General features: G+C 75.6%; 8 protein-coding genes and 1 pseudogene. All 9 read left to right on the top strand.

The features are described from left to right. Positions 1-5: 5 nt before the first annotated feature. Entirely contained in the window at positions 6-857 is an 852-nt protein-coding gene (locus C6N75_RS00415; RefSeq protein ID WP_105866807.1) for a 3-hydroxyacyl-CoA dehydrogenase family protein, read from the top strand. 35 nt (positions 858-892) lie between these two features. Beyond that, positions 893-1,171 (top strand): acyl carrier protein, encoded by a 279-nt coding sequence (locus C6N75_RS00410; protein WP_105866806.1) that lies wholly within the window; start codon positions 893-895, stop codon positions 1,169-1,171. A 22-nt stretch (positions 1,172-1,193) separates the two neighbouring features. Then, positions 1,194-2,348: an acyl-CoA dehydrogenase family protein gene (locus C6N75_RS00405; protein ID WP_105866805.1), complete on the top strand. Its 1,155-nt coding sequence runs from the start codon at positions 1,194-1,196 to the stop codon at positions 2,346-2,348. Continuing rightward, positions 2,345-3,370 carry an HAD-IIIC family phosphatase gene (locus tag C6N75_RS00400; protein ID WP_105866804.1) on the top strand — a complete coding sequence of 342 codons (1,026 nt, stop codon included), beginning with the start codon at positions 2,345-2,347 and terminating at the stop codon, positions 3,368-3,370. Before C6N75_RS00405 ends, C6N75_RS00400 begins: the two co-directional genes overlap by 4 nt. Positions 3,371-3,561: 191 nt before the next feature. After that, a pseudogene (locus C6N75_RS00395) lies at positions 3,562-13,791 on the top strand (amino acid adenylation domain-containing protein); the annotation flags it as partial. After that, a complete protein-coding gene (locus C6N75_RS00390; RefSeq protein WP_105866802.1) occupies positions 13,784-14,698 on the top strand; it encodes an alpha/beta fold hydrolase in 915 nt (304 codons plus the stop codon). The pseudogene C6N75_RS00395 and the gene C6N75_RS00390, both read left to right, overlap by 8 nt. Before the next feature lie 14 nt (positions 14,699-14,712). Next, complete coding sequence (locus C6N75_RS00385; RefSeq protein ID WP_105866801.1) at positions 14,713-16,005, top strand: cytochrome P450; 1,293 nt, start codon at positions 14,713-14,715, stop codon at positions 16,003-16,005. Position 16,006: 1 nt separating this feature from the next. Next, complete coding sequence (locus C6N75_RS00380; RefSeq protein ID WP_105866800.1) at positions 16,007-16,732, top strand: hypothetical protein; 726 nt, start codon at positions 16,007-16,009, stop codon at positions 16,730-16,732. A 307-nt stretch (positions 16,733-17,039) separates the two neighbouring features. Beyond that, the coding region (locus C6N75_RS00375) for a type I polyketide synthase (protein ID WP_146132447.1) at positions 17,040-25,045 on the top strand (8,006 nt) is incomplete at its 3' end.

The raw sequence follows: 25,045 nt of genomic DNA, 5'->3' as shown, positions 1-25,045 counted from the left end.
AAGCGATGGAATTCTCGACCGTAGGGGTCGTCGGCGCCGGTGTGATGGGCGTCGGCGTCGCACAGAACCTCGCCCAGACCGGCCACCGGGTGGTCCTCGTCGACGTCTCCGACGACGTCCTGGACAACGCCCGCCACGAGCTGCGCCAGAGCCTGCGCGCCTACGCCCTGTTCAACAAGGGCGCCGGCGCCGACCCGCAGGCGGTCTTCGACCGGATCGACTTCACCACCGACTACGACCTGCTCGCCAAGGCCGACTTCGTCGTCGAGAACGTCACCGAGGACTGGGGCGTCAAGCAGCGGGTGTACGAGCGGATCGACGCGATCGTCCGCCCCGAGGTCGTCTTCGCGGTGAACACCTCCGCGATCTCCATCACCCGGGTCGGCTCGGTCACCTCCCGCCCGGACCGGGTGGTCGGTATGCACTTCATGAACCCGGTGCCGATGAAGCCCATGGTCGAGGTCATCCGCGGCCACCACACCTCGCCGGACACCATCGAGACCGCCCGCCGCTTCCTGGGCGGGCTCGGCAAGGACTGCATCGTCGTCGAGGACGTGCCCGGCTTCGTCTCCAACCGGGTGCTGATGCTCACCATCAACGAGGCCGCCTTCCTGGTGCAGGACGGCGTGGCCCCCGCCAAGGACGTCGACCGCATCTTCACCTCCTGCTTCGACCACCGGATGGGCCCGCTGGAGACCGCCGACCTGATCGGCCTCGACACCATCCTGAAGTCCATCGAGGTGCTCCACGAGAGCTTCGCCGACAGCAAGTACCGGCCCGCCCCGCTGCTGAAGAAGATGGTCGCCGCCGGCCTGCTCGGGCGCAAAAGCGGCCAGGGCTTCCACACCTACCGCTGACGACCCCCACGACTCGAACAGGACGGACACCGCAGATGAGCATCGACACGACCGCCGCCGCGCAGACGGACACGCGCGCCCGGATCGCGGAGTACCTCTCCCGCTTCTTCCCCGTGCACGACCTCAAGGACGACGAGAACATCTTCGAACTCGGCTTCGTCAGCTCCATGTTCGCCATGCAGCTCGTCTCCTTCACCGAGCACGAGTTCGGCATCACCGTGGAGAACGAGGACCTGGAACTGGAGCACTTCCAGTCGATCAGCGCCCTCGACGCCTTCGTCACCCGCAAGCTGCTCGCCGCCGCCCCGCGGTAGCACCGGGCCGGAGCCGACCGCGATGACCAGCATGCTCACCCCGGAGCAGCGGCAGTACGCCAAGGAGTTCCGGGCCTTCGCCGACGAAGCCGTCGCCCCGCACGCCGACGCCTGGCACCGGGCGCAGCGCACCCCGCCGCAGGCCGTGCGGGCGCTGGCCGACCAGGGGCTGCTCGGGCTGCCCGTGCCCACCGCGTACGGGGGCGGCGGCTGCGACGCCGTCACCCTCGGGCTGCTCGCCGGGGAGCTGGGCCGCGCCTGCTCCTCGCTGCGCTCCCTGCTCACCGTGCACACCATGGTCGCGCACGCCGTCAACCGCTGGGGGCCGCGCCCGCTGAAGGAGACCTGGCTGCCCCGGCTGGCGCGCGGCGAGAGCATCGGCGCGCTCGCCGTCTCCGAACCGGAGACCGGCAGCGACGCCGCCGCCGTCACCACCCGCATCACCCGCGACGGCGACGGGAACTGGCGGATCGACGGCCACAAGAAGTGGATCACCTACGGCGAGACGGCCGACGTCTTCCTGGTCGTCGGCCGCTCCGCGGAGGGCCCCACCGCCCTGCTGGTGGAGCGCGACACCCCGGGGCTGCGCACCGAGCTGATCGAGGACATGATCGGCATCCGCGCCTCGATGACCGCGAACGTGTACTTCGAGAACGTACGGGTGCCTGCTGCCCACCTGCTGGCCCGGCCGGGCCTCGGCGTCTCGCACGTCTCCGGCGCCGCCCTGGACCTCGGCCGCTACACCGTCGGCTGGGGCTGCGTCGGCATCCTCGACGCCTGCCTGGACGCCGCCGCCGACTACGCCGGCCGGCGGGTGCAGTTCGGCTCGCCCATCAAGGAGCACCAGCTCGTCCGCCGCATGATCAGCACCATGTACGCGGACGCCCAGGCGGCCCGCCTGCTGTGCCTGGAGGCCGGCCGGCTGCGCGACGCGGGCGACCCCGGCGCGCTGGCCGCCGCCTCCACCGCCAAGTACTTCGCGGCCACCGCCGCCGGCCGGGCCGCCGCCGACGCCGTCCAGATCCACGGCGCCAACGGCTGCGGGCCCGACTACCCCGTACAGCGCTACCTCGGCGACTCCCGCGTCATGGAGGTCATCGAGGGCAGCACCCAGCTCCACCAGGTGGGGCTGGCCGAATACGCGTTCCAGGAGCGCGCCCCGAGGAGGCAGCGATGACGACCGTCAAGTGCGTGGTCTGGGACCTGGACGACACCGTCTGGGACGGCGTCCTGCTGGAGGACGGCGACGTCAAGCTGCGGCCCGGCGTCCTCGACGTGCTCCGCACCCTCGACGAGCGCGGCATCCTGCACTCGATCGCCAGCCGCAACGACCCGGCGGCCGCCCTGGCCAAGCTCACCGAGCTGGGCATCGCCGACTACTTCCTGCATCCGCAGATCCACTGGGGCAGCAAGTCCGACTCGGTGCGCGCGGTCGCCGAGGCGTTCAACATCGGCATCGACACCCTCGCCTTCGTCGACGACCAGCCCTTCGAGCGCGACGAGGTCCGCTTCGCCCACCCGGCGGTGCTGTGCGTGGACGCCCTGGACGTCGAGCGCATCCCCGGCATGCCCGAGATGCGGCCCCGCTTCGTCACCGCCGACTCCAAGGAACGCCGGCACCTCTACCGCGCCGACATCCGGCGCAAGGAGGCCCAGGACGTCCACCACGGCACCGACGAGGAGTTCCTCGCCTCCCTCTCCATGCGCTTCACCATCGGCCCGGCCGCCGAACGCGACCTCCAGCGCGCCGAGGAGCTGACGGTCCGCACCAATCAGCTCAACGCCACCGGCTACACCTACTCCTACGAGGAGCTGGACGCCTTCCGCCGCTCGCCCGGCCACGACCTGCTGGTCGCCGGCCTGGAGGACCGGTACGGCACCTACGGCAAGATCGGCCTGGCCCTCGTCGAGCGCGGCGAGGACGCCTGGACGGTGAAGCTGCTGCTGATGTCCTGCCGGGTGATGTCCCGCGGCGTCGGCTCCGTGCTGCTGGGCCACCTCATCCGCGCCGCCCACGCCGCCGGGGTGAAGCTGCGCGCCGAGTTCGTGCCCACCGACCGCAACCGGACCATGTTCGTCACCTACAAGTTCGCCGGCTTCACCCAGGTCGCGGCGGACGGCGAGGTCAGCGTCCTGGAGCACGACGGGAAGCACCTGCCGGGGATCCCGCCGTACATGGACGTCACGGTCGAGGACTGAGGCCCGCGGCGCACCACCCCCGCCCCACCACCCCGCACTTCCCGCACTTCCCGCACTTCCCGCACGAGCCGCGGACGAGACGGATGGCGTAGATGAGTTCCCAGGCGAACGAGGACCGGATGCGGCGCGCCATGGCCGCCGTACTGCAACTCCAGCAGCGCAACGCCGAACTGGAGGAGCAGCGGCACGCCCCGGTGGCGATCGTCGGCATGGCCTGCCGGCTGCCCGGCGGGGTGCGGACGCCGGAGGAGTTCTGGCGGCTGCTGGCCGACGGGCGCGACGCCATCGGCCCGCTGCCCGAGCGCTGGGACGGACTCGACCTGTACGACCCGGACCCGGCCGCCGTCGGCAAGAGCTACGCCCGCGAGGGCGGCTTCCTGGACGACCTGGACCGGTTCGACGCCGCGTTCTTCGGCATCTCGCCGCGCGAGGCGGTCTCCATGGAACCCCAGCAGCGCCTGGCGCTGGAGACCTCCTGGGAGGCGCTGGAGCGGGCCGGCATCCCGCCGCACACCCTGGGCGGCTCGCGCACCGGCGTCTACCTGGGCGCGATGCGCTCCGACTACGACACCGGCAACGTGCCGCTGGAGGTCTTCGACGGCTACCAGGGCACCGGCATCCAGAGCAGCGTCATCTCCGGCCGCGTCTCCTACGTGCTGGGCCTCCAGGGCCCCGCCGTCACCCTGGACACCGCCTGCTCCTCGTCGCTGGTGGCCATCCACTCGGCGCTGGCGGCGCTGCGCGCCGGGGAGTGCGACCTGGCGCTGGCCGGCGGCGTCACCGTGATGACCGGCCCGGCCATGTTCGTCGAGTCCAGCCGGCTCGGCGCGATGGCCCCCGACGGGCGCTGCAAGAGCTTCTCCGCCCGCGCCGACGGCGCGATCTGGTCCGAGGGCGTCGGCGTCCTCGTCCTCAAGCCGCTGGCCGCCGCCCGGCGCGACGGCGACCGCGTGCTCGCCGTCATCCGCGGCTCGGCCGTCAACCAGGACGGGCGCAGCCAGGGCCTGACCGCCCCCAACGGGCCGTCCCAGCAGCGGGTGCTGCGCGACGCGCTGGCCGCCGCCCGGCTCACCCCCGCCGACATCGACGCCGTCGACGCGCACGGCACCGGCACCCCGCTCGGGGACTCCATCGAGGCGGGCGCGCTCGCCGAGGTCTTCGGCCCCGGCCGCGACCCGAAGCACCCGCTCCGGCTCGGCTCGTCCAAGTCGAACATCGGCCACACCCAGGCCGCCGCCGGCGTCGCCAGCGTCATCAAGATGGTCCTCGCGCTCCAGCACGAGTCGCTGCCGCCGACCCTGCACGCCGAGGACCCCAGCCCGCACATCGACTGGACCGCCGCCGGGCTGAGCCTGCTGGGCCGGGCCCGGCCCTGGCCGCGCGGCGAACGCGTCCGCCGGGCCGGCGTGTCCTCGTTCGGCATCAGCGGCACCAACGCGCACGTGGTCATCGAGGAGGCCCCGCACCCCGAGGCCGCCCCCGCCGACGTACCGCCGCCGTCCGGTCCGGCGCTCGCCGGGACGCCGGCCGCCTGGCCGCTGCTGCTCTCCGGCCACGACACCCCCGCGCTGCGCGCCCAGGCCGCCCGCTGGGCCGAGCACCTCGCCGCGTCCGGCGACGGCACGCCCTGGCTGGACGTGCTGCGCACCGCCGCCCTGCACCGCACCCCGCTGGAGGCCCGGGCCGCCGTCCTCGCCGCCGGCCCGCGGGACGCGGCCGACGCGCTGACCGCGCTGGCCGAGGGCCGCCCGCACCCGGCGGTCGTCACCGGCGCCGCCCGCGACCGCGGCAAGGTCGCCTTCGTCTTCCCCGGCCAGGGCTCCCAGTGGCTCGGCATGGGCCGCACCCTGATGGCCGAGAGCGAGGTGTTCCGGGCGGCCGTCGACGAGTGCGACGCCGCCCTGGAGCCGTGGACCGGTTGGTCCGTGCGGCGACTGCTCGCCGAGCCCGACGCCCCCGACCTGCCGGACTTCGACCGGATCGACGTGCTCCAGCCCGCGCTGTTCGCGGTGATGATCGGGCTGGCCGCGGTGTGGCGCTCGCTGGGCGTGGAGCCCGCCGCCGTGGTCGGCTCCAGCCAGGGCGAGGTGCCCGCCGCCGTGCTGGCCGGCGCGCTCAGCCTCGGCGACGGGGCCCGGCTGACCGCCCTGCGCTCCCAGGGCCAACTGCGCCACTGCAGCGGCCTGGGCGCGATGGCCCTGGTGGAACTGCCGGTCGCCGAGGTGCGGGAGCTGATCGCCGGATACGGCGAGGCCCTGTCGGTCGCGGTCGTCAACACCGCCGGCTCCACCGTGGTCTCCGGCGACGTGGCCGCCGTCGAACGGCTGCTGGAAGAGCTGACCGCCCGCGAGGTGTTCAGCCGCCGCATCCGGTCCGACACCGCGGGGCACAGCGCGCACATCGACCCGATGCTGCCCTGGCTGCGCGAACAGCTCGCCGGACTGCGCCCCGAGCAGAACCGCGTCCCCTTCTACTCCACCGTCACCGGCGGGCCGCTGGACGGCGGCGAGCTGGACGCCGGCTACTGGTGCCGCAACGTCCGCGAGACCGTCCGCATGGACCTGGCCCTGCAAAGGCTGACCGCCGACGGCTACGGCGTCTTCGTCGAGATCAGCCCGCACCCGGTGCTCGGCATGCCGCTGACCGCGGCCACCGAGGAGCACGGCGGCGCGGTCACCGGCAGCCTGCGCCGCGACGCCGACGGCCTGGACCGGATGCTGCTGTCACTGTCCGCGCTGCACACCCAGGGCCACCCCGTCGACTGGACCCGGATCCTCGGCACGGCCCCCCGCTCCGCCGTCGCCGACCTCCCCACGTACGCCTTCCAGCGCACCTCCTACTGGAGCGACTTCGCCGGCTACCGCGCGCCCGACGCCGCCGCGCGCGCCGCCCTGCTCGGCCGCCGCACCGAACCGCCCGCCGCCGTCGAGGGGCCCGCCGCGCTGCGCGCCCGGCTCGCCGCGCTCGACGAGGACGCCCGCCACGCCGACCTCGCCGCACTGGTGGGGGCCGAGGCCGCCGCCGTGCTCGGTGCGCCCGAGCCCGTGCCGGGCGACAAGCGGATGCAGGAACTGGGCCTGGACTCGATCATGGCGCTGCACCTGCGCAACCGCCTGGTCGAGCTGACCGGCGCCACCCTGCCCGCCAACCTCGCCTTCACCTGCCCGACGCCGGCCGACGTGGCCGGCCACCTCCTCGACCACGCCCTCGGGGAGCTGGAGGCCGCGCTGCCCGCGGCGCGCCCCGCCCTGCCGCGCGCCGAGCGCCGCGACCTGCACCCGGCCACCGAGGGCCAGCAGCGGCTGTGGTTCCTGGAGCAACTGCGGCCCGGCAGCACCGAATACCACACCCCGCTGGTACTGCGCACCGCCCGCCCGCTGGACCCCGACGCCTTCACCGCCGCGCTGCGACTGGTCGTGGACCGCCACGAGGCGCTGCGCACCGCCCTGCACAGCCGGGACGGCGAGCTGGTCCAGGTGGTGAGCGCGGAGCAGGACTACGAGCTGCCGCTCGTCTTCGAGGACCTGTCCCAGCTCGACGAGGACGCCCTGGACGCCCGGCTGCGGGCCGAGGAGCGCGCCCCGATCGACCTGGCCGCCGGGGCGCTGCGCTGCCTGGTCGCCGACACCCACGACGGCGGGCAGCTCATCGGGCTGTACCTGCACCACGCGGTCACCGACGGCTGGTCGCTGTCGCTGCTCACCCGCGAGCTCTTCGACGCCTACACCGCGCTGAGCGCCGGCGCCGAGCCGCGCCTGCCGGAGGTCACCGCGCAGTCGGGGGACTACGCCGCCTGGGAGCGCCGCACCCTCGCCGAGGGCGGCTTCGCCCCCGGCATCGACCACTTCACCGCCGAGCTGGCCGGCATGGGCCGGCTGGACCTCCCGGCCGCCGACCCCGCCCCCGGGACCGTGCGGGACGGCGACGAGGCCGCCGAACCGGCCGGCACCCTGGGCTTCGCGCTGCCCGCCGAGCTGCGCGCCGCCGTGGAGGAGGCCGCCGCCGAGGCCGGCGTCACCCCGTACACCGTCTACGCCGGCGCGTTCGCGGTGCTGCTCGCCCGGGTCACCGGCAGCGAGGACTTCGGCCTGGGCACCGTCTGGGCCAACCGCCAACTGCCCGGAGTGGAAGGGCTGGTGGGCTTCCTGGTCACCACCCTGCCGCTGCGCTGCGACCTGACCGGCAACCCGACCTTCGACCAGGTGCTGGCCGCGACCTCCCGGCGGGTGCGGGGACTGCTCGACCACCAGGACGTGCCGCTGTCGGAGATCGTCAAGGCCGTCGGCGGCGACCGCAGCGGTGCGGACAACCCGCTGTTCAGCGCCGTGTTCAACTACCGGGCCACCGACTTCCCTGCGCTCGGCGAGGGACCGGACGCCTGGACCCACCTGCCGCGGGCCGCCGTCGGCGGCGGCCCGCGCGGCGTCGCCAAGTCCGCCCTCGGCCTGACCCTGGCCCCCGACGGCGAGGGCGTGCGCGCCGAACTGGAGTTCCGCCCGGAGGTGCTGGACCAGCGCTCCGCCGCCCGCCTGGCGGCCGGCTTCCGCACGCTGCTCACCGCCGCCGTGGCCGACCGCGCCGCGCCCGTCGGCGACCTGCCCGTCGCCGGCGCCGAGGAGCGGGGCTGGCTGGAGGCGGCCGGCGGCCGCGCGGCGGACGAGGTCACCGCCGAGAGCGCGATCCGCCGCATCCTGCGCCAGGCCCGCCGCACCCCGGACGCCACCGCGCTGATCGCCGGCGAGCAGACCCTGACCTACCGGGAGGTGGTGGCGCGGGCCGCCGCCGCGGCCGGCCACCTGCGCTCGGCCGGCGTCGGCCCGGAGTCCCTGGTCGGCGTCCACCTGCCGCGCGGCGCGGACCTGGTGGTGACCGTGCTCGCCACCTGGCTGGCCGGCGGCGCCTACGTACCGCTGGACCCGGACTATCCGGCCGCCCGGCTGGAGCACGTGGTGCGCGACAGCGGCCTGCGGATCGTCGTCTCCACCCGGGCCGGGGCCGCCGACGTCGCCCAGCTCGCCGGCGACGAGGTCGACGTGCTGCTGGTCGACGCGCTGCCCGCGCCCGAGGAGAGCGCGCAGGCCGTCGAGGACACCGTCGCCCTCGGCGACCTGGCGTACGTCATCTACACCTCCGGCTCCACCGGCAGGCCCAAGGGCGTGCAGCTGGAGCACGCCCAGTTCGCCGTCTTCTGCTCGGCGATGGACGAGCGGGTCGGCGGCGGTGCGGGCCACACCTGGCTGGCGGTCACCAGCCTGTCGTTCGACATCTCCACCCTGGAGCTGCTGTGGACGCTGACCCGCGGCTACCGGGTGGTCGTCGCCGACGGCTCCCCGGCCCGCTGGGCCGACCACCTGCCCTACGCGCCGACGCACCTCCAGTGCACCCCGTCGCTGGCCCGGATGCTCCTCGCCGACGCCGACGGGCGCGCCCTGGTCGGCGGCCTGGAGCGGATGCTGGTCGGCGGCGAGGCGCTGGACCGGGGCCTGGCCCGCAAGCTGCTGCGGCTGTGCCCGGACGGCCTGATGAACATGTACGGCCCCACCGAGACCACCGTCTGGTCGGCGGCGTGGAACGCCGTGCCCGGGGAGGTCGCGCTCGGCGAGCCGCTGCGGGACAACGTGCTGTACGTACTGGACCGCAACGGGCGGCGCGCCCCGCGCGGGACCCGCGGCGAGCTGTACATCGGCGGCCTGGCCGTCGCCCGCGGCTATCTGAACCGCCCCGAGCTGACCGCCGAACGCTTCCTCCCCGACCCGTTCGCCGGCCGGCCGGCCGCGCGCATGTACCGCACCGGGGACATCGTCCGCCACCGCGAGGACGGCACCCTGGAGTTCTGCGGCCGCGCCGACGCGCAGGTCAAGCTGCGCGGGCACCGCATCGAGCTCGGCGAGGTCGAGACCGTCGCCGGAGAGCACCCGGCGGTCGCCGAGTGCGCCGCCGTGGTCCGCGAGGACGTGCCAGGCGACCCCCGGCTCGTCCTGTACCTCACGCCGTCCGCCGAGGCCGCCGGGCGCCCGGAGGACCTCGACGAGGAACTGCTGCGGTACGCCGCCGCGCGCCTGCCCGCCGCCATGGTCCCCGGGCGACTGGTGACGATGGCGGAGCTGCCGCACACCCCCAACCGCAAGGTCGACCGGGGCGCGCTGCTGCGGCTGCCCCCGCCCGCGCCCGCCGGGACCGCGCCCGCGCCCGCCGCCGGTGACGGCGCCGGTGACGACGTCGAGGCGCTGGTCACCCGCGCCTGGTCCGAGGTGCTGGGCCACCGGGCCGTCGACCCCGACCGGGGCATCTTCGACCTCGGGGCCAGCTCCATGACGGCCCTGGAGGCGCACAAACTGATCTGCGCCGGCCTGGGCCGGGAGTTCCCGCTGTCCGCGCTGTTCCGCTACCCCACCGTGCGCCAGTTGGCCGCCCACCTCCAAGGCGGCCACGCCCCGGCCGCCCGCCCGCAGGACCCGGCCCGCGGCCGCGCCGACGGGCAGGAGGCCATCGCCGTCACCGGCTTCGCCGTCAAGCTGCCCGGCGCCCCGGACGTGGAGACCTACTGGGCCAACCTGCGCGCCGGCACCGAGTCGATCACCCACTTCACCGCCGAGCAGCAGCGCGCCGCCGGCATCGGCGACGACGTGCTGGGCGACCCCGACTACGTGCCGGCCAAGGGCGTCGTCGACGGGGCCGACCTGTTCGACGCCGACTTCTTCGACTGCCCGCCCGCCGAGGCCGAGGCGATGGACCCGCAGCACCGGCTGTTCCTGGAGTGCGCCTGGCAGGCCCTGGAGCACTCCGGGACCCGGCCCGGCTCCTTCGACGGCCACGTCGGCGTCTTCGCCGGCTCCGGCCAGGCCCAGTACGGGGCCGCCGAGCAGGCGGAGGGGATGGCCGACTTCTACCGGCGGATGGTCGGCACCAAGAACGACTTCCTGGCCACCCGGGTCGCCCACAAACTCAACTTGCGCGGCCCCGCCCTCACCGTCCAGACCGCCTGCTCCACCAGCCTGGTCGCCACCCACCTGGCCCGCGAGTCCCTGCTGCGCGGCGAGTCCGACATCGCCCTGGCCGGCGGCGCCTCGCTGACCCTGCCGCTGGACCTGGGCTACTTCCACCAGGACGGCCTGGTCTTCTCCCCCGACGGCAAGTGCCGCGCCTTCGACGAGAAGGGCGGCGGCACCGTCCTCGCCAACGGCGTCGCCGTCGTGGTGCTGCGCCGGCTGTCCGACGCGCTGGCCGCCGGCGACACCGTCTACGCGGTGATCCGCGGCAGCGCGATCAACAACGACGGCTCCGGCAAGGTCGGCTTCACCGCCCCCAGCGTCGAGGGCCAGGCCCGGGTCATCGCCGCCGCCCAGGCCGAGGCCGGCGTCACCCCCGACAGCATCGGGCTGATCGAGGCGCACGGCACCGGCACCGCGCTCGGCGACCCCATCGAGGTCCAGGCCCTCCAGCAGGTGTTCGCCACCGCCGAGCGCGCCGAGCCCTGCGCGCTGGGCTCGGTGAAGACCAACATCGGCCACACCGACGCCACCGCCGGCGTCGCCGGCCTGATCAAGGCCGCGCTCTGCCTGCACCGGGGCGAACTGGTGCCCAGCCTCAACTACGAGAGCCCCAACCCCGAGATGGGCCTCGACCCCGGCCTGTTCTACGTCAACACCGAGACCAAGGCGTGGGAGGCCGGCGAGGGCCCGCGCCGGGCCGGGGTGTCCTCCTTCGGCCTCGGCGGCACCAACGCCCACGTCGTCCTGGAGGAGCCGCCCGCCTGGCGCCCCGGCCCCGCCGCCGAACCGGCCGCGCTGCCGGTCGTCCTCTCCGCCCGCACCGACGCCGCACTCGCCGACCAGGCCGCCGAGTGGGCCGCCTGGCTGACCGCGCACCCCGGCGTCCGGCTCACCGACCTGGCCGCCACCGCCGCCCACCGGCGCACCCACTTCGCCGCCCGGGCCAGTGTCAGCGCCGGCAGCGTCGAGGAGGCCGCGGACGCCCTGCGGGCCCTGGCCGCCGGCGCGGACCATCCGGCGCTCGCCCGGGGCACCGCCGCCCGCCGGGCCCGCGGACCGGTCTTCGTCTACCCCGGCCAGGGCTCCCAGTGGGAGGCCATGGGCCGCGAACTGCTCGACACCAGCGAGGTGTTCGCCCAGGCCGTCGCCGACTGCGACGCCGCCCTCGCCCCGTACACGGGCTGGTCGGTGCGCGGCGTCATCGCCGGCGACGGCGACGGTCCGCCGGCCGGCCGCATCGACGTCGTCCAGCCCGCCCTGTTCACCATGGCCGTCGCGCTGACCGCGCTCTGGCGGGACCTGGGCGTCGAACCGGCCGCCGTCATGGGCCACTCCCAGGGCGAGATCGCCGCCGCCGTCGTCAGCGGCGCGCTCACCCTGGAACAGGGCGCGCAGGTCGTCGCCCGCCGCTCACAGGCCGCCGTCGCCCGCGTCGGACAGGGCGGCATGGCCGTCATCGGCCGCCCCGTCGCCGACGTCGAGAAGCTGCTCGCCCGCTACGGCGACGCCCTGTCGGTCGCCGCCGTCAACGCGCCCGGCTCCACCGTCGTCTCCGGCGCCACCGCCGAACTCCAGCAGCTCGTCGCCGAACTGACCGATCAGGGGACCTACGCCCGCCGGGTCAACGTCGAGTTCGCCTCGCACAGCTCCCAGATGGACGTCCTGCTGCCCGGGCTCGCCGAGGAGTTCGCCGCGCTCACCCCGCGCCGGGCCGCCATCCCCTTCTACTCCTCCGTCACCGGCGAACGCGCCGACGGCGACGAGCTGGACGGCGGCTACTGGTGCCGCAACCTGCGCGAACCGGTCCGCTTTGACCGCGCCCTGGACGCGCTGCTGGCCGACGGGCACACCGTCTTCGTCGAAGCCTCCGCCCACCCGGTGCTCGCCGTGCCGCTCACCGACGCCAGCGCCGACCACGACGGGGTGGTCGTCGGCTCCCTCGCCCGCGACCACGGCGGCCTGCGCCAACTCCTGCACAACGCCGGCAGGCTGCACGTCCACGGCCACCACCTGGACTTCGAACGGCTCCTCGGCCGGCTCGGCGCGCCCGCCGCGCACGCCACCGCCGTCGTCCCGCTGCCCGGCTACGCCTTCCAGCGCACCCGGCACTGGAAGGACCAGCCGCTTCCCGGCCGGCGCCATGCCACCGCCGCCGACCGCGCCTTCTGGGACGCCGTCGACACCGGCGAGGCCGCGACCCTCGCCGAACTCATCGGCGCGCCCGAGCAGCTCCACGACGACGTCGCCCGACTGCTGCCGCTGCTCACCGACTTCCTCGCCCGGCGCGCCGAGACGCCCCCTGCCGCGACGACCGACGCACCCGCGCCGGCCGCCGGCTTCCGCGACCGGCTCCTCGCCCACCCCGCGCCCGAGCGCCACACCCTGGTCACCGCCCTGCTCAAGGACGAGATCGCGCCCGTGCTGGGCCTGGCCGCCGACGCCGTCCCCGACGACAGGCCGCTCACCCTGCTCGGCATGGACTCGCTGATGGCGGTCGGGCTGCGCTCCCGAGTCGCCCGGCTCACCGGCGCCAAGGTGCGCACCGCCACCGTCCTCGGCGAAGGCGGCTGCGCGGGCATCGCCCGTACCGTGCTGCGCGAGATCCTGCCCGAGGCCGAGGCCGAGGCCGAGGGTCCGCTCACCGGCCGCTGGCTGCGCACCATGAAGCCCGCCGACCGGCCGACCGCGCGGATCGTCTGCGTCGCCGGGGCCGGCGGCGCCACCGCCGCGCAGATCCCGCTGATCCGCGCCCTGCCCGACACCGTCGAACTGCTCGCGGTGGCCCTGCCCGGCCGCGAGGAGCGGGCCGGCGAACCCGCCGCCACCGACATGGCCTCCGTGGTGCGCGAAGTGGTGGCCGACCTCACCGGCCGCGACCCGCTGCCCACCGTGCTGTACGGGCACAGCCAGGGCGCCTGGCTCGCCTGGGAGCTGGCCCATGCGCTCGCCGACCGGCCCGGCGGCCCGCCGCTCAGCCTCGTACCGGCCTGCGGACTGCCCCCGCACACACCGCCACCGGCCCCGATGCGCCGCATGGAGGAGGTGGCGCAGCAGCTCGACACCCTGTCCCCGGCCGACCTCGCCCGCGCTCTGGAAGGCATCCTGCCGCCCGCCATCCTCGGCAGCGAGGAACTGCTCACCGAGTACCGCGAGGCGCTCAAGGACGACGCCGTCCTGGCCCTCGACCACCGCGCCGCCCTCGGCGACGGCGTCCGCACCCCCCTGCGCATCCCCGTGCACGCCGTCTCGGCGTCCGACGACCCGGTGCTGTCCCGCGAGCACGTGGCGGGCTGGCAGGACTGCACCACCGGGCCCTTCACCCACCGGACCATCACCGGGACCCACGCGGCCCCCCTCGAGAACCACCAGGCGATGGCGGCGGAACTGCTGCGCGCCCTCCCGCAGAGCCAAGGAGACGAGAATGCCTGACATCGTGCGGCCCGACGGCGCCCGCATCCACTACGAAGTGAGCGGCGCCGGGCAGCCGGTGCTGCTCCTCGCCCCCGGCGGCGCCGACAGCGCGATCGCGGCGTGGGAGACGAACTTCTACCACCCCGTCACCGAGCTGTCCCCGCACTTCCGGGTCATCGCCATGGACCAGCGGCACAGCGGCCGCAGCGCCGCGCCCTTCCTGCCCGCCACCTACGAGCAGACCGCCGCCGACCAGACGGCCGTCCTCGACGAGACCGGCGCCGACCGCGTCCACGTCGTCGCCGCCGGCCTCGGCTGCCTGCACGCCCTGCGGCTCGCCGCCGAGGCCCCCGAGCGGATCGCCTCGGTGGTCCTCCAGGAGCCGCCCGGCCGCGGCGACGGCAACTCCCTCGCCGACTTCTTCGGCCTCTTCGACGAGGCCATGCGGCTGCCCCGGGCCGCGTCCTTCGACGACCCGGAGACCGAGGGCCTGGCCGCCGTGGCCGCCGCCGCGCGGGCCGACGGCGACTTCGGCCGCAACCCGGCCGCCGGCCCCTTCGCCCGCCGCCTGCACGACGACCCCGAGTCGCACAAGGAGCTGTTCGCGCTGCGCCGCGAGCGCTACATCACCACCCTGGTACGCCACCGCGACCACCTCTTCCCGGCCGGCTCGGCGTACTTCTCCGTGCCCGAGGAGTCGATCGCCGCCTTCCCCGCGCCGCTGCTCGTGCTGCCCGGCGGCGGCGGCCGCCAGCCCGCCGCCGTCGCCCGGCGGATCGCCGCCGAAGCGCCCTCGGCCCGCCTGCTCGACGCGGGCTTCGACGCGCCCGGGCGCAGGCGCGAGACGGTCGCCGCCGTCGTCGCCTTCCTGCGCGAGCACAGCGAGTCCACCACCGTCCGCGTCCCCGAGAACGCCGAGAACTGAAGGAGGCCGCCCGCATGAACGCGGTCGCGGACATCGACGTCACCAGCAGCGCGCTGTACGACGAGGGAAACCCCTGGCAGACCCTGGAGAGGCTGCGCAGACAGTCGCCGGTGCACTGGTACCAGCAGCCCGGCTACGAGCCGTTCTGGCTCATCTCCCTCCACGAGGACATCAGTTGGGTGTCCCGCAACACCGAGTTCTTCTCCCACCAGCAGCGCATCGGCGTGGAGACCCCCGACGAGATCGACCCCTGGGAGCTGGAGCGCGAGCGGCGCGGGCAGCTCTACGGGCACGCCGCCGACTACCCGGCGGGCCTCGGCCTGATGGACGCCCCCGTGCACGGCCAGGTCCGCTCGGCCATGTACCCCTGCTTCACCCCCAAGGCCACCGAGGCCCGGGGCAAGCGGCTGACCGAGCTGGCCGAAGGCTATGTCGCCGACTTCCTGGCGGCCCTGGACCGGGACGGCACCGCCGACGTCGCCCACCTGCTGTCCGCCAAGCTGCCGCTGGCCGCGATGTTCGAGCTGATCGGCGTACCGGAGGAGGACTGGGACGGCCTCTTCGACGCCCACCGGGACACCGCCTCGGCCTTCCACCAGGACTACGCCGACGCCGACCCGGAAGCCGCCGTCCAGCGCTTCCTGGCCGCCATGGGCTATCTGGACACCTACTTCACCGGCCTGGTCAACCGCCGCATGGCGGAGGGCGGCGGCCAGGGCGACGACGTGCTCAGCCGGCTGGTGCGGGCCCGCGTGGACGACGAGCCGCTGGCCTTCCACGACATGTCGTACCAGCTCTTCAACCTGGTGCAGGCCGGCAACGGCACCACCCGCAACGCCATCGCCGGCGGCATCCGGGCCCTGCTGGAGAACCCCGACCAGCTCCGGTTGCTGCTGGACGACCCGTCGCTGATCGACGGCGCGGTGGACGAGATCATCCGCTACACCTCGATCGCGATCACGCTGGTGCGCACCTGCGTGAAGGACACCGAGATCCGCGGGCAGAAGATCCGCAAGGGCGAGTCGGTCGCCCTGTTCTTCCCCTCCGGCAACCGCGACGAGGACGTCTTCACCGACCCGGACGCCTTCGACATCACCCGCAAGCCCAACCGGCACGTCTCCTTCGGCGGCAACGGCATGCACCGCTGCATCGGCGCTGCACTGGCCCGCGAGGAGATCAAGGCCATGCTGCGGGCGATCGTCCCGGTGCTGCCGAGGCTCAAGCTCGCCGGGGACCCGCGGATGCTCGTCCTGCGGATGCTGATCCTCGAGTACGTGAAGCTCCCCGTCGAACGCAAGGAGAAGTGACGTGACCACCGCACCCGCCGAGACGCCCGCCGCCGTCGCCGCCGCGCAGGACGCCTCCTCCGACGAGTACACATCACCCGACGGGTGGGTCAGCCGGCCCGCGTCCTGGGCCGGCCGGGAGCGCCCGGCCACCGCCGACGGGTACGCCGAGGGCGACGAGCCCGACCTGCGGGTCGTCTACGGCTGGGTCGGCCCCTACTTCGACGAGGACGGCAAGCTGAACCGGGAGCTGCCGAAGACGTACGTCGTCGCCGAGTCCAACGGCTGGCCCAAGCCGGAGCACGAGCCGGAGGCCGCCGAGCTGAACGGCATCGTCCTCAACGAGTTCTTCGGCTACCCCGGCCTGATCGGCGGCGTCTTCGCCGTGTCCGAGTACAACTGGAACAGCTCCCGCGCCCTGACGGTCTGGGAGGACGAGGCATCCCTGGAAGCCTTCCTGGCCAACGACAACCATGTGCACGCCGTCAACCGGATGAACACCCTCGCCTACGCGTGGGAGGGTGTCCGCTGGACCACCGGCGACCGTGCACTGCCCACCTTCGAGGAGGTCCGGGTCCGGCTCGCGGCCAAGCGCGCGGCCCGCCGCGCCGAGCGAGAGGAGCGCCGCCGCCGTCGCCAGGAGCTCAAGGCGCAGGAGGCCCGCGCCGCCGAGCAGGCGGCGCCGGAGGCGCTGGACTCCCCGGCCGAGCCGCCCGCCGTCTGCCCGTACGCCGCCGGCCGGGTCTGAGCACCGGCTCGTCCCGACCGGTCCCGGGCCGCCGGTTCCACCCCGCCTCAAGCGGGGGCGGCCACGATGGCGGGGTGGCATCGCCCGCGTCCCCCCTTCCGCCGCCGGCCTGAACGGGCCCGGCACCCCCTTCACCACCGGCCACGTCACACGGGCTCAGCCCCCGTACCGTGTCCCGCGCCCGTCGTCTGCGACACGGCCTCCCGCGGGAACGGCCCGGCAGTGACGTGGCCGGCGCCGTTCCGCCCGCACCAAGGCGCGCCCCCGCCGCCGCACGCCCGGTCCGACGAGCATCAAGGAAGAGCCGATGAGCTTTGCCCAGGTGAACCGCGACACCGACGCCACCGCGACGACGGGCACGGCGACCACGCCCGCCGCCGTCGCCGGACTGCTGCGCGAGCTGCTCGCCGGACTCCTGGGCGCCGCCCCCGACACGGTGCCCGCGGACCTCCCGCTGCGCGAACTAGGCCTGGAATCGGCCCAGTTGCTTCAGTTGGCGGCCGAGGTGGCCACCCGTCTGGACCGGCCCGTGCCCACCTGGGCGTTGTGGCAGTACCCCACCGTGGCGCAGCTCGCCGCCTACCTGGCCGGCGAGGAGCCGCCCGCCGGCGCCGCCGCCCAGCCCGCCCGGCCGCGCGCGGCGAGCGCCGACGAACCCGTCGCCGTCGTCGGCATCGGCTGCCGGCTGCCCGGCGGCATCGAGACCCCCGACGCCCTCTGGCAGGGCCTGCTCGCGGGGATCGACGCCATCCGCGAGGTGCCCGCCGACCGCTGGAACGCCCAGGAGTGGCTGGACCCCGACCCGCGCGCCCCCGGCCGCACCAACAGCCGCTGGGGCGGCTTCCTCGACGACGTCGCCGGTTTCGACGCCGAGCTGTTCCGCATCTCGCCCGCCGAGGCCCGGCACATGGACCCCCAGCAGCGCATCGCGCTGGAGACCGCCTGGGCCGCGCTGGAGGACGCCCGCATCGCCCACCACGACCTGGCGGGCTCCCGTACCGGCGTGTTCCTCGGCACCATGGCGCAGGAGTACCACCTGGCCACCGGCGCCGACCCGGACGCCATCGGCGCCCACTCCGCGACCGGCTGGGACAACTCGATCATCCCCGCCCGGATCGCCTACACCCTGGGCCTGCACGGCCCCGCCCTGGCCGTCGCCACCGCGTGCAGCTCCTCGCTGACCGCCGTCCACCTGGCCGCCCAGTCCCTGCGCGGCGGCGAGTCCGACCTCGCCCTGGCCGGCGGCGTCAACGTCCTGCTGCACCCGCACACCTCCGTCGCCATGACCAAGTTCGGCGGCCTCAACCCCGACGGGCAGTGCCGCGCCTTCGACGCCGACGCCGGCGGCTACGTCCGCGCCGAGGGCTGCGGCGTCGTCGTGCTGCGCCGGCTCTCCGACGCGCTGGCCGCCGGCGACCGGATCTACGCCGTCGTCCGCGGCAGCGCCGTCAACAACGACGGCGCCTCCAACGGGCTGACCGCGCCCAACCCGCGCGCCCAGTCCGCCGTGGTGCGCGCCGCCTGGCAGGCCGCCGGCGTCGCCCCCAGGGACGTCTCCTACGTCGAGGCGCACGGCACCGGCACCCCGCTCGGCGACCCGGTCGAAGCCGAGGGCCTGGCCGCCGTCTTCGCCGAGGACCGCGACGAACCCCTGCACATCGGCTCGGTGAAGACCAACTTCGGGCACCTGGAACCCGCCGCCGGCGTCCTCGGCCTGATCAAGACCACCCTCGCCCTGCACCACGGCGAGCTGCCGGCCAGCCTGCACTTCGACACCCCCAACCCGCACATCGACTTCGCGGCCGCCAAGCTCAGCGTGGTCGCCGAGCGCCGGCCCTGGCCGGGCGAGGGCCGCCGGTACGCCGGCGTCAGCGGCTTCGGCTTCGGCGGCGCCAACGCCCACGTCGCCCTGGAGGAGGCGCCGTTCCGCCGCCGGCTCCTCGTACCGCTGGGCGCCGCCGACCGGGCCGGACTGCGCGAGGCCGCCGACGCGCTGCTGGAGCGGGCCCGCTCCGGGCAGTCCTGGTACGCCCCCGGACTCCTCGGCAGCGGCAGCGCCGCCCACCGCGCGGTCGCCGCCGTCTCCCACCCCGACCACCTGCCGGCCGCCCTGGCCCAGGCCCTCGCCGAAGCCGAAGCCGAAGCCGAAGCCGAAGCCGGGGCCGGGGCCGGGGCCGCGCCCGTCCCCGGCGGCGATCGCCCCGAGCTGGTGTTCCTCTTCTCCGGCCACGGCAGCCAGTGGCTCGGCATGGGCCGCGACCTGCTCGCCGAACCCGCCTTCCGGGCCGCGATCGAGGAGTGCGACCGCGCCGTCCGCGACGTCACCGGCTGGTCCGTGCTCGACGAACTCCTCGCCCACCCGGCCGCCTCCTCCCGCCTGGAGCGCACCGAGGTCGTCCAGCCGGTGCTGTTCTCCGTCCAGGTCGCCCTGGCCCGCACCCTCGCGTCCTGGGGCGTGCGGCCCGCCGCGGTCGCCGGCCAGAGCATCGGCGAGGTGGCGGCCGCCGTCACCGCCGGCGCCCTCACCACCGCCGAGGGGGCCCGGGTCATCTGCGCCCTGGCCCAGTGTGCCGACCGGATCTCCGGCCGCGGCGCGATGACCGTCGCCGACCTCGACCCGGCCGCCGCCCACCGGCTGATCGCCGAGACCGGCGGCGACATCGCGGTGGCCGGCCACCTGTCCCCGGACCAGGTCTGCCTCTCCGGCTCCCCGCAGAGCATCGCCGCCCTGGAACGCGCCCTCGCCGAACGCGGCACCGCCACCCGCCGCGTCGACATCGACTACGCCGCCCACCACCCGCAGCTCGACCCGCACGGCCCCGAACTGCTCAGCGCCCTCGGTGCCGTGCACACCCGGCCCGCCGCCCTGCCCCTCTGGTCCACCGTCACCGGCGACCTGATCGACGGCACCGCGCTGGACGCCCGCTACTGGCTGCGCAACCTGCGCGAACCGTTCCGGCTCGCCGAGACCGTCACCGCACTGGCCGCCCGCCGCCCGGTGCGCGTCGTGGAGGTCTCCCCGCACCCGGTCCTCCGGCACGCCGTCACCCGCACCCTCCGAGACGCCCGCGCCGGCGCCCTCGCCGAGGTCGCCCCCACCGGCGACCGCCGCCGCCCCGCCCGCCAGTGCCTGGAGGACCTCGCGGCCGGCCTGTGGCGGGAGGGCTTCGACGTCGACTGGGACGCGGTCGCCGGCCGCCCCCGGCGCGGCGCGTCGACCACCCCGGTCGCCGTCGCCGTCTCCGGCAAGACGCCCGCCGCCCTGGCCGCCAACGCCGCCCGCCTCGCCGACCGCCTGTACGGCGCCTCCCACGCCGACCTGCGCGACGTCGCCCACACCGCCGCCACCCGCCGCTCCCACCTGGAGCACCGGGCGGTGGCGGTCGCGGCCAGCTCCGAGGACGCCGTGGCCGGCCTGCGCGCGCTGGCCGGGGCCGGCGGCCATCCGGACCTGGTCGAGGGCCGCGCCGGCCAGGCCGAACTGGCGGTGCTGTTCACCGGCCAGGGCGCCCAGAGACTGGGCATGGGACGCGGACTGTACGAGGCGTTCCCGGCGTTCCGGGCCGCCTTCGACCAGGTGTGCGCGGCCGTCGACGCCCATCTGCGGGTCCCGCTGGTGGCGGTCCTCTTCGCCGACCCGGACGGCGTCGACGCCGACCTCGTGCACCGCACCGAGTTCGCCCAGCCGGCGCTGTTCGCCGTCGAGGTGGCGCTCTACCGGTTGTGGGAGTCCTGGGGCGTGCGCCCGAGCGTCGTCGCCGGCCACTCGGTCGGCGAGATCGCGGCCGCGTACGCCGCCGGGGTGCTGTCGCTCCCGCACGCGGCCCGACTGGTGGTGGCCCGGGGCCGGTTGATGCAGGGCTGCGAGGCGGGCGGCGCGATGGCGTCGGTGGAAGCCTCGGAGCCCGAGGTGCTGGACGTCCTGGCCGCAGTCGAGGGCCGGGTGTGCGTGGCCGGGCTGAACGGCCCGGCCCAGACGGTGGTCAGCGGCGACGCGGCCGCCGTGGAAGCGGTACGCGAGCACTTCACCGCGCTGGGCCGGCGTACCCGCCGACTCGAGGTCTCGCACGCCTTCCACTCGCCGCACATGGACGCGATGCTGGCGGAGTTCGGCACCGTCGTCAGAGAACTGGACTTCGCCGAACCGCAGTTGCCGGCCGTCTCGTCGGTGACCGGGGAGCGGGTGCCGGCGGGGGAGTGGTCCGACCCCGCGTACTGGATACGCCAGGTCCGCGAACCGGTCCGCTTCCTGGACGCGGTGCGCGCGCTGGAGGCGGCGGGAGCGGGCCGCTATCTGGAGGTCGGCCCGGGCGCGGTCCTCTCCGCCATGGCCGCGAACTGCGTCCTCGACCAGGAGTCGTCCGCCGGCCGGTTCACCGCCTCGCTGGCCCTGCGGGACGGCGAGAGCGAGGCGCACGCCGTGCTGCGGGCGGTCGGCGCGCTGCACGCCTTCGGCCAGCCGGTGGACTGGGACGCGGTGCTGCCCGCCACCGGCACCCTGGCGGACCTCCCGACCTACGCCTTCCAGCGCGAGCGCCACTGGCTCGACGCGCCGCCGAGGCGGCCCGCCGGGCGCGGGCGCGACGGCGCCGACGACGCGCTCTGGCAGGCCGTGGCGGACGGCGACGCCGCCCGGTTCGGCGAACTGCTCGGGGTCCGCGACGGCACGGCCGTCCAGACCCTGCTGCCGCACCTCGCCGACTGGCGGGTACGCCGGGCCGAAGCCGCCGACCTCGCGGACTGGACCTACGAGCACACCTGGCAGCCCGTCCCCGCACCCCGTACCGCCGCCCCGGCGCTCGACGGCCTCTGGCTGCTCGTCGCCGACCCGGCCGACCGGGCGCTGACCGACACCGTCGCCGCCGCGCTCAGCGAGGCGGGCGCGACCCCCGCCGTGCTGGCCGCGAGCGACCACCGGGCCGGCCAGGCCGGCGCGCTCACCGACCTCGTGGCGACGCTCGACGGGACGGCGATCGCCGGAGTGCTCGCCCTCACCCCGGCCGAGGACACCCCGCACCCCGAGCACCCGCACACCACCACCGGGGCGGCCGCCGCGCTGGCCCTCGTACAAGCGCTCGGCGACGCCTCGGTACGGGCCCCGCTGTGGTTCGTCACCCGCGGCGCGGTCTGGGCCGACGCCGCCGACCCGGCGCCCCGCCCGGCCCAGGCCGCGCTCTGGGGGCTCGGCCAGGTCGCCGCCCTGGAGCACGCCAACCGCTGGGGCGGCCTGCTCGACCTGCCCGCCGACCCGGAGCAGGCGCGGGCCGCCGCCCCGCAGCTCGCCGCCGCGCTCGCCGAACGCGGCAGCGGCGAGGACCAGCTCGCGCTGCGGCCCTCCGGACGCCACGCCCGCAGGCTGCGCCGCACCGCCCCGCCCGCCGCCCGGCCCTGGACGGCACGCGGCGCCGTCCTCGTCACCGGCGGCAGCGGAGCCCTCGCCGGACACCTGGCCCGCCGGCTCGCCCAGCGCGGCGCCGAACACCTGGTCCTGGTCTCCCGGCGCGGCCCGGACGCCGAGGGCGCCGCCGAGCTGGCCGCCGAACTCCAGGCGGCCGGCGCCCGCACCACCCTGGCCGCCTGCGACGTCACCGACCGCGAGCAGCTCGCCGCCCTCATCGCCCGCATCGACGCCGACGGCACGCCGCTGCGCGCCGTCTTCCACACCGCGGGCACGCTCGACGACCGGCTGCTCGACGGCCTGGACACCGCCGCGCTGGCCGCCTCCGCCGCGCCCAAGCAGCACGCCGCCGAGTTGCTGCACGACCTCACCCGCCACCACGACCTGGACGCCTTCGTGCTGTACTCGTCCGTGGTCGGCGTGCTCGGCAACACCGGCCAGGGCAACTACGCCATGGCCAACGCGGCCCTCGACGCCCTCGCCGCCCGGCTCCGCACCGACGGCGTCCCGGCGCTCAGCGTCGGCTGGGGCCCCTGGGCCGACGGCGGCATGGCGCACGGCGAGGCCGAGCGGCGCCTGCGCCGCACCGGCCTGCTCCCGATCGCCGCCGACCGGGCCCTGACCGCCCTGGAGGCCGCCCTCGCCTCCGGCGGCCACCCGGTGATCGCCCACATCGACTGGGACCGCGCCGCCCCCGCGTACACCGGCGGCCGCGACCGCTCCCTCCTGCGGGACATCGCCGAGGCCCGCGCCGGACGGGACGCCCCGTCGTCCGCGACGACGGCCGCCGCCGCGTCCGACCCGCTGCGGGAGACCCTGCGCGGGCTGCCCGAGCCGGACCGGGCGGACCACGTCCGCGCGCTGCTGGCCGTCGAGGCCGCCGCCGTCCTCGGCGTGCGCGACCCCGGCTCGCTCGACCCCGACCGCGGCTTCAAGGATCTCGGCTTCGACTCGATGATGGCCGTCGACCTCGCCGAACGCGTCCAGCGCCGTACCGGCGTCACCACCCCCCGCACCCTGGTCTACGACTGCCCCGACCTCCACTCCGCCACCCGCTGGCTGCTCGCCGAACTCGCCCCGGAAGCGGCGGAGTCGCCGACCGCGGTGGACCGGCCCGCCTCCCTCGACGAGCCGCTGGCCATCGTCGGCGTCGGACTGCGGATGCCCGGCTCGGCGCACGACCTGGACAGCCTCTGGCAGGTGCTCGCCGAGGGCCGCGACACCGTACGGCCCGTCCCGGCCGACCGGTTCGACCTGGACGCCGTGTACGACCCCGACCCCGACGCCCCGGGCCGCTCCTACGTCCGGCACGCCTCCCTCCTCGACGACGTGGCCTCCTTCGACGCCGCCTTCTTCGGCATCAGCCCGCGCGAGGCCGAACCGATGGACCCCCAGCACCGGCTGCTCCTGGAGGCCGCCTGGTGCTCGCTGGAGGACGCCGGCATCCGGCCCCGCGAGCTGCGCGACTCCCGCACCGGCGTGTTCGTCGGCGCGGGCGACGGCGAGTACGGCCGCCACCGGCGCACCGCCGCCCCCGACACCTACGACCTGACCGGGGCGCTGCCCAGCTTCAACGCCGGACGCCTCGCCTACCACCTCGGACTCCAGGGCCCCGCCCTCTCCGTGGACACCGCCTGCTCCTCCTCGCTGGTCTCGCTCCACCTGGCCTGCGAGTCGCTGCGCAGCGGCGCCTGCGACCTGGCCCTGGCCGGCGGCGTCCAGGTCCTCGCCGACCCGGGCATGTTCGTGGCGCTCAGCCGCTCCCACGCGCTCGCCCCCGACGGCCGCAGCAAGACCTTCTCCGCCGAGGCGGACGGCTACGGGCGCGGCGAGGGCGTCGGCGTCCTGGCCGTCATGCGGCTGTCCGACGCGCTCGCCCAGGACCGCACCGTCCTCGGCGTGGTCCGCGGCACCGCCGTCAACCACGACGGCGCCAGCAGCGGCATCACCGCGCCCAACGGCACCTCGCAGCAGAAGGTGCTGCGGGAGGCGCTCGGCTCGGCCGGGCTGTCCGCCGCCGACGTCGACTACGTCGAATGCCACGGCACCGGTACGTCGCTGGGCGACCCGATCGAGGTGCAGGCGCTCGGCGCGGTCTACGGCACGGACCGCGAGCCCGGCCGCGAGCTGGGCATCGGCACCGCCAAGAGCGTCATCGGGCACCTGGAGTCGGCGGCCGGCATCGCCGGCGTCTGCAAGGTGCTCGCCTCCTTCCGGCACGGCGCCCTGCCCGCCACCCGGCACAGCAGCCCCCGCAACCCCGCCATCGCCTGGGACGACCTCGCCGTCCGCGTCGTCGACGAGCTGACCCCCTGGCCCCGCCGGGAGGGCCGCCCGCGCCGGGCCGGCGTCTCCTCCTTCGGTCTGAGCGGCACCAACGCGCACGTGGTGCTGGAGGAGGCTCCTCCGGTACGGGAGAGCGCGGCCGCCACGGCTGAGGGGCCGCTTCCGGTGGTCGTCTCGGGTCAGTCCGAGCCCGCGCTGCGTGCGCAGGCGGCCGCCTGGGCCGACTGGCTGGAGGGCGCCCCTGACGCCGCGCTGGTCGACATCGCCCGCACCGCCGCCGGACACCGCACCCACTTCGTACACCGCGCCGCCGTGACCGCCGCCTCCGTGGCGGACGCCGCCGCCGGACTGCGGGCCCTCGCCGAGGGCGTCTCGCACCCCGAGCTGGTCCAGGGCGAGGCCGGTCAGTCGGGCAAGGTGGTGTTCGTGTTCCCGGGTCAGGGTCCGCAGTGGGTGGCGATGGGTCGTGAGCTGCTGGCCGGTAGTGCGGTGTTCGGGCGGGTGGTGGGTGAGTGTGATCGTGTGCTGGCGCCGTTGACGGGGTGGTCGGTGCGGGATGTGCTGGCGGGTGTGGAGGGGGAGGGTCTTCCGCCGGTGGATCGGGTGGATGTGGTGCAGCCTGCGTTGTT

Source organism: Streptomyces solincola (assembly GCF_002982015.1).
GTDB lineage: Bacteria > Actinomycetota > Actinomycetes > Streptomycetales > Streptomycetaceae > Streptomyces > Streptomyces solincola.
The sequence above is the reverse complement of the archived record's forward strand: the minus strand, read 5'-3'. Positions and strand labels throughout refer to the sequence as shown.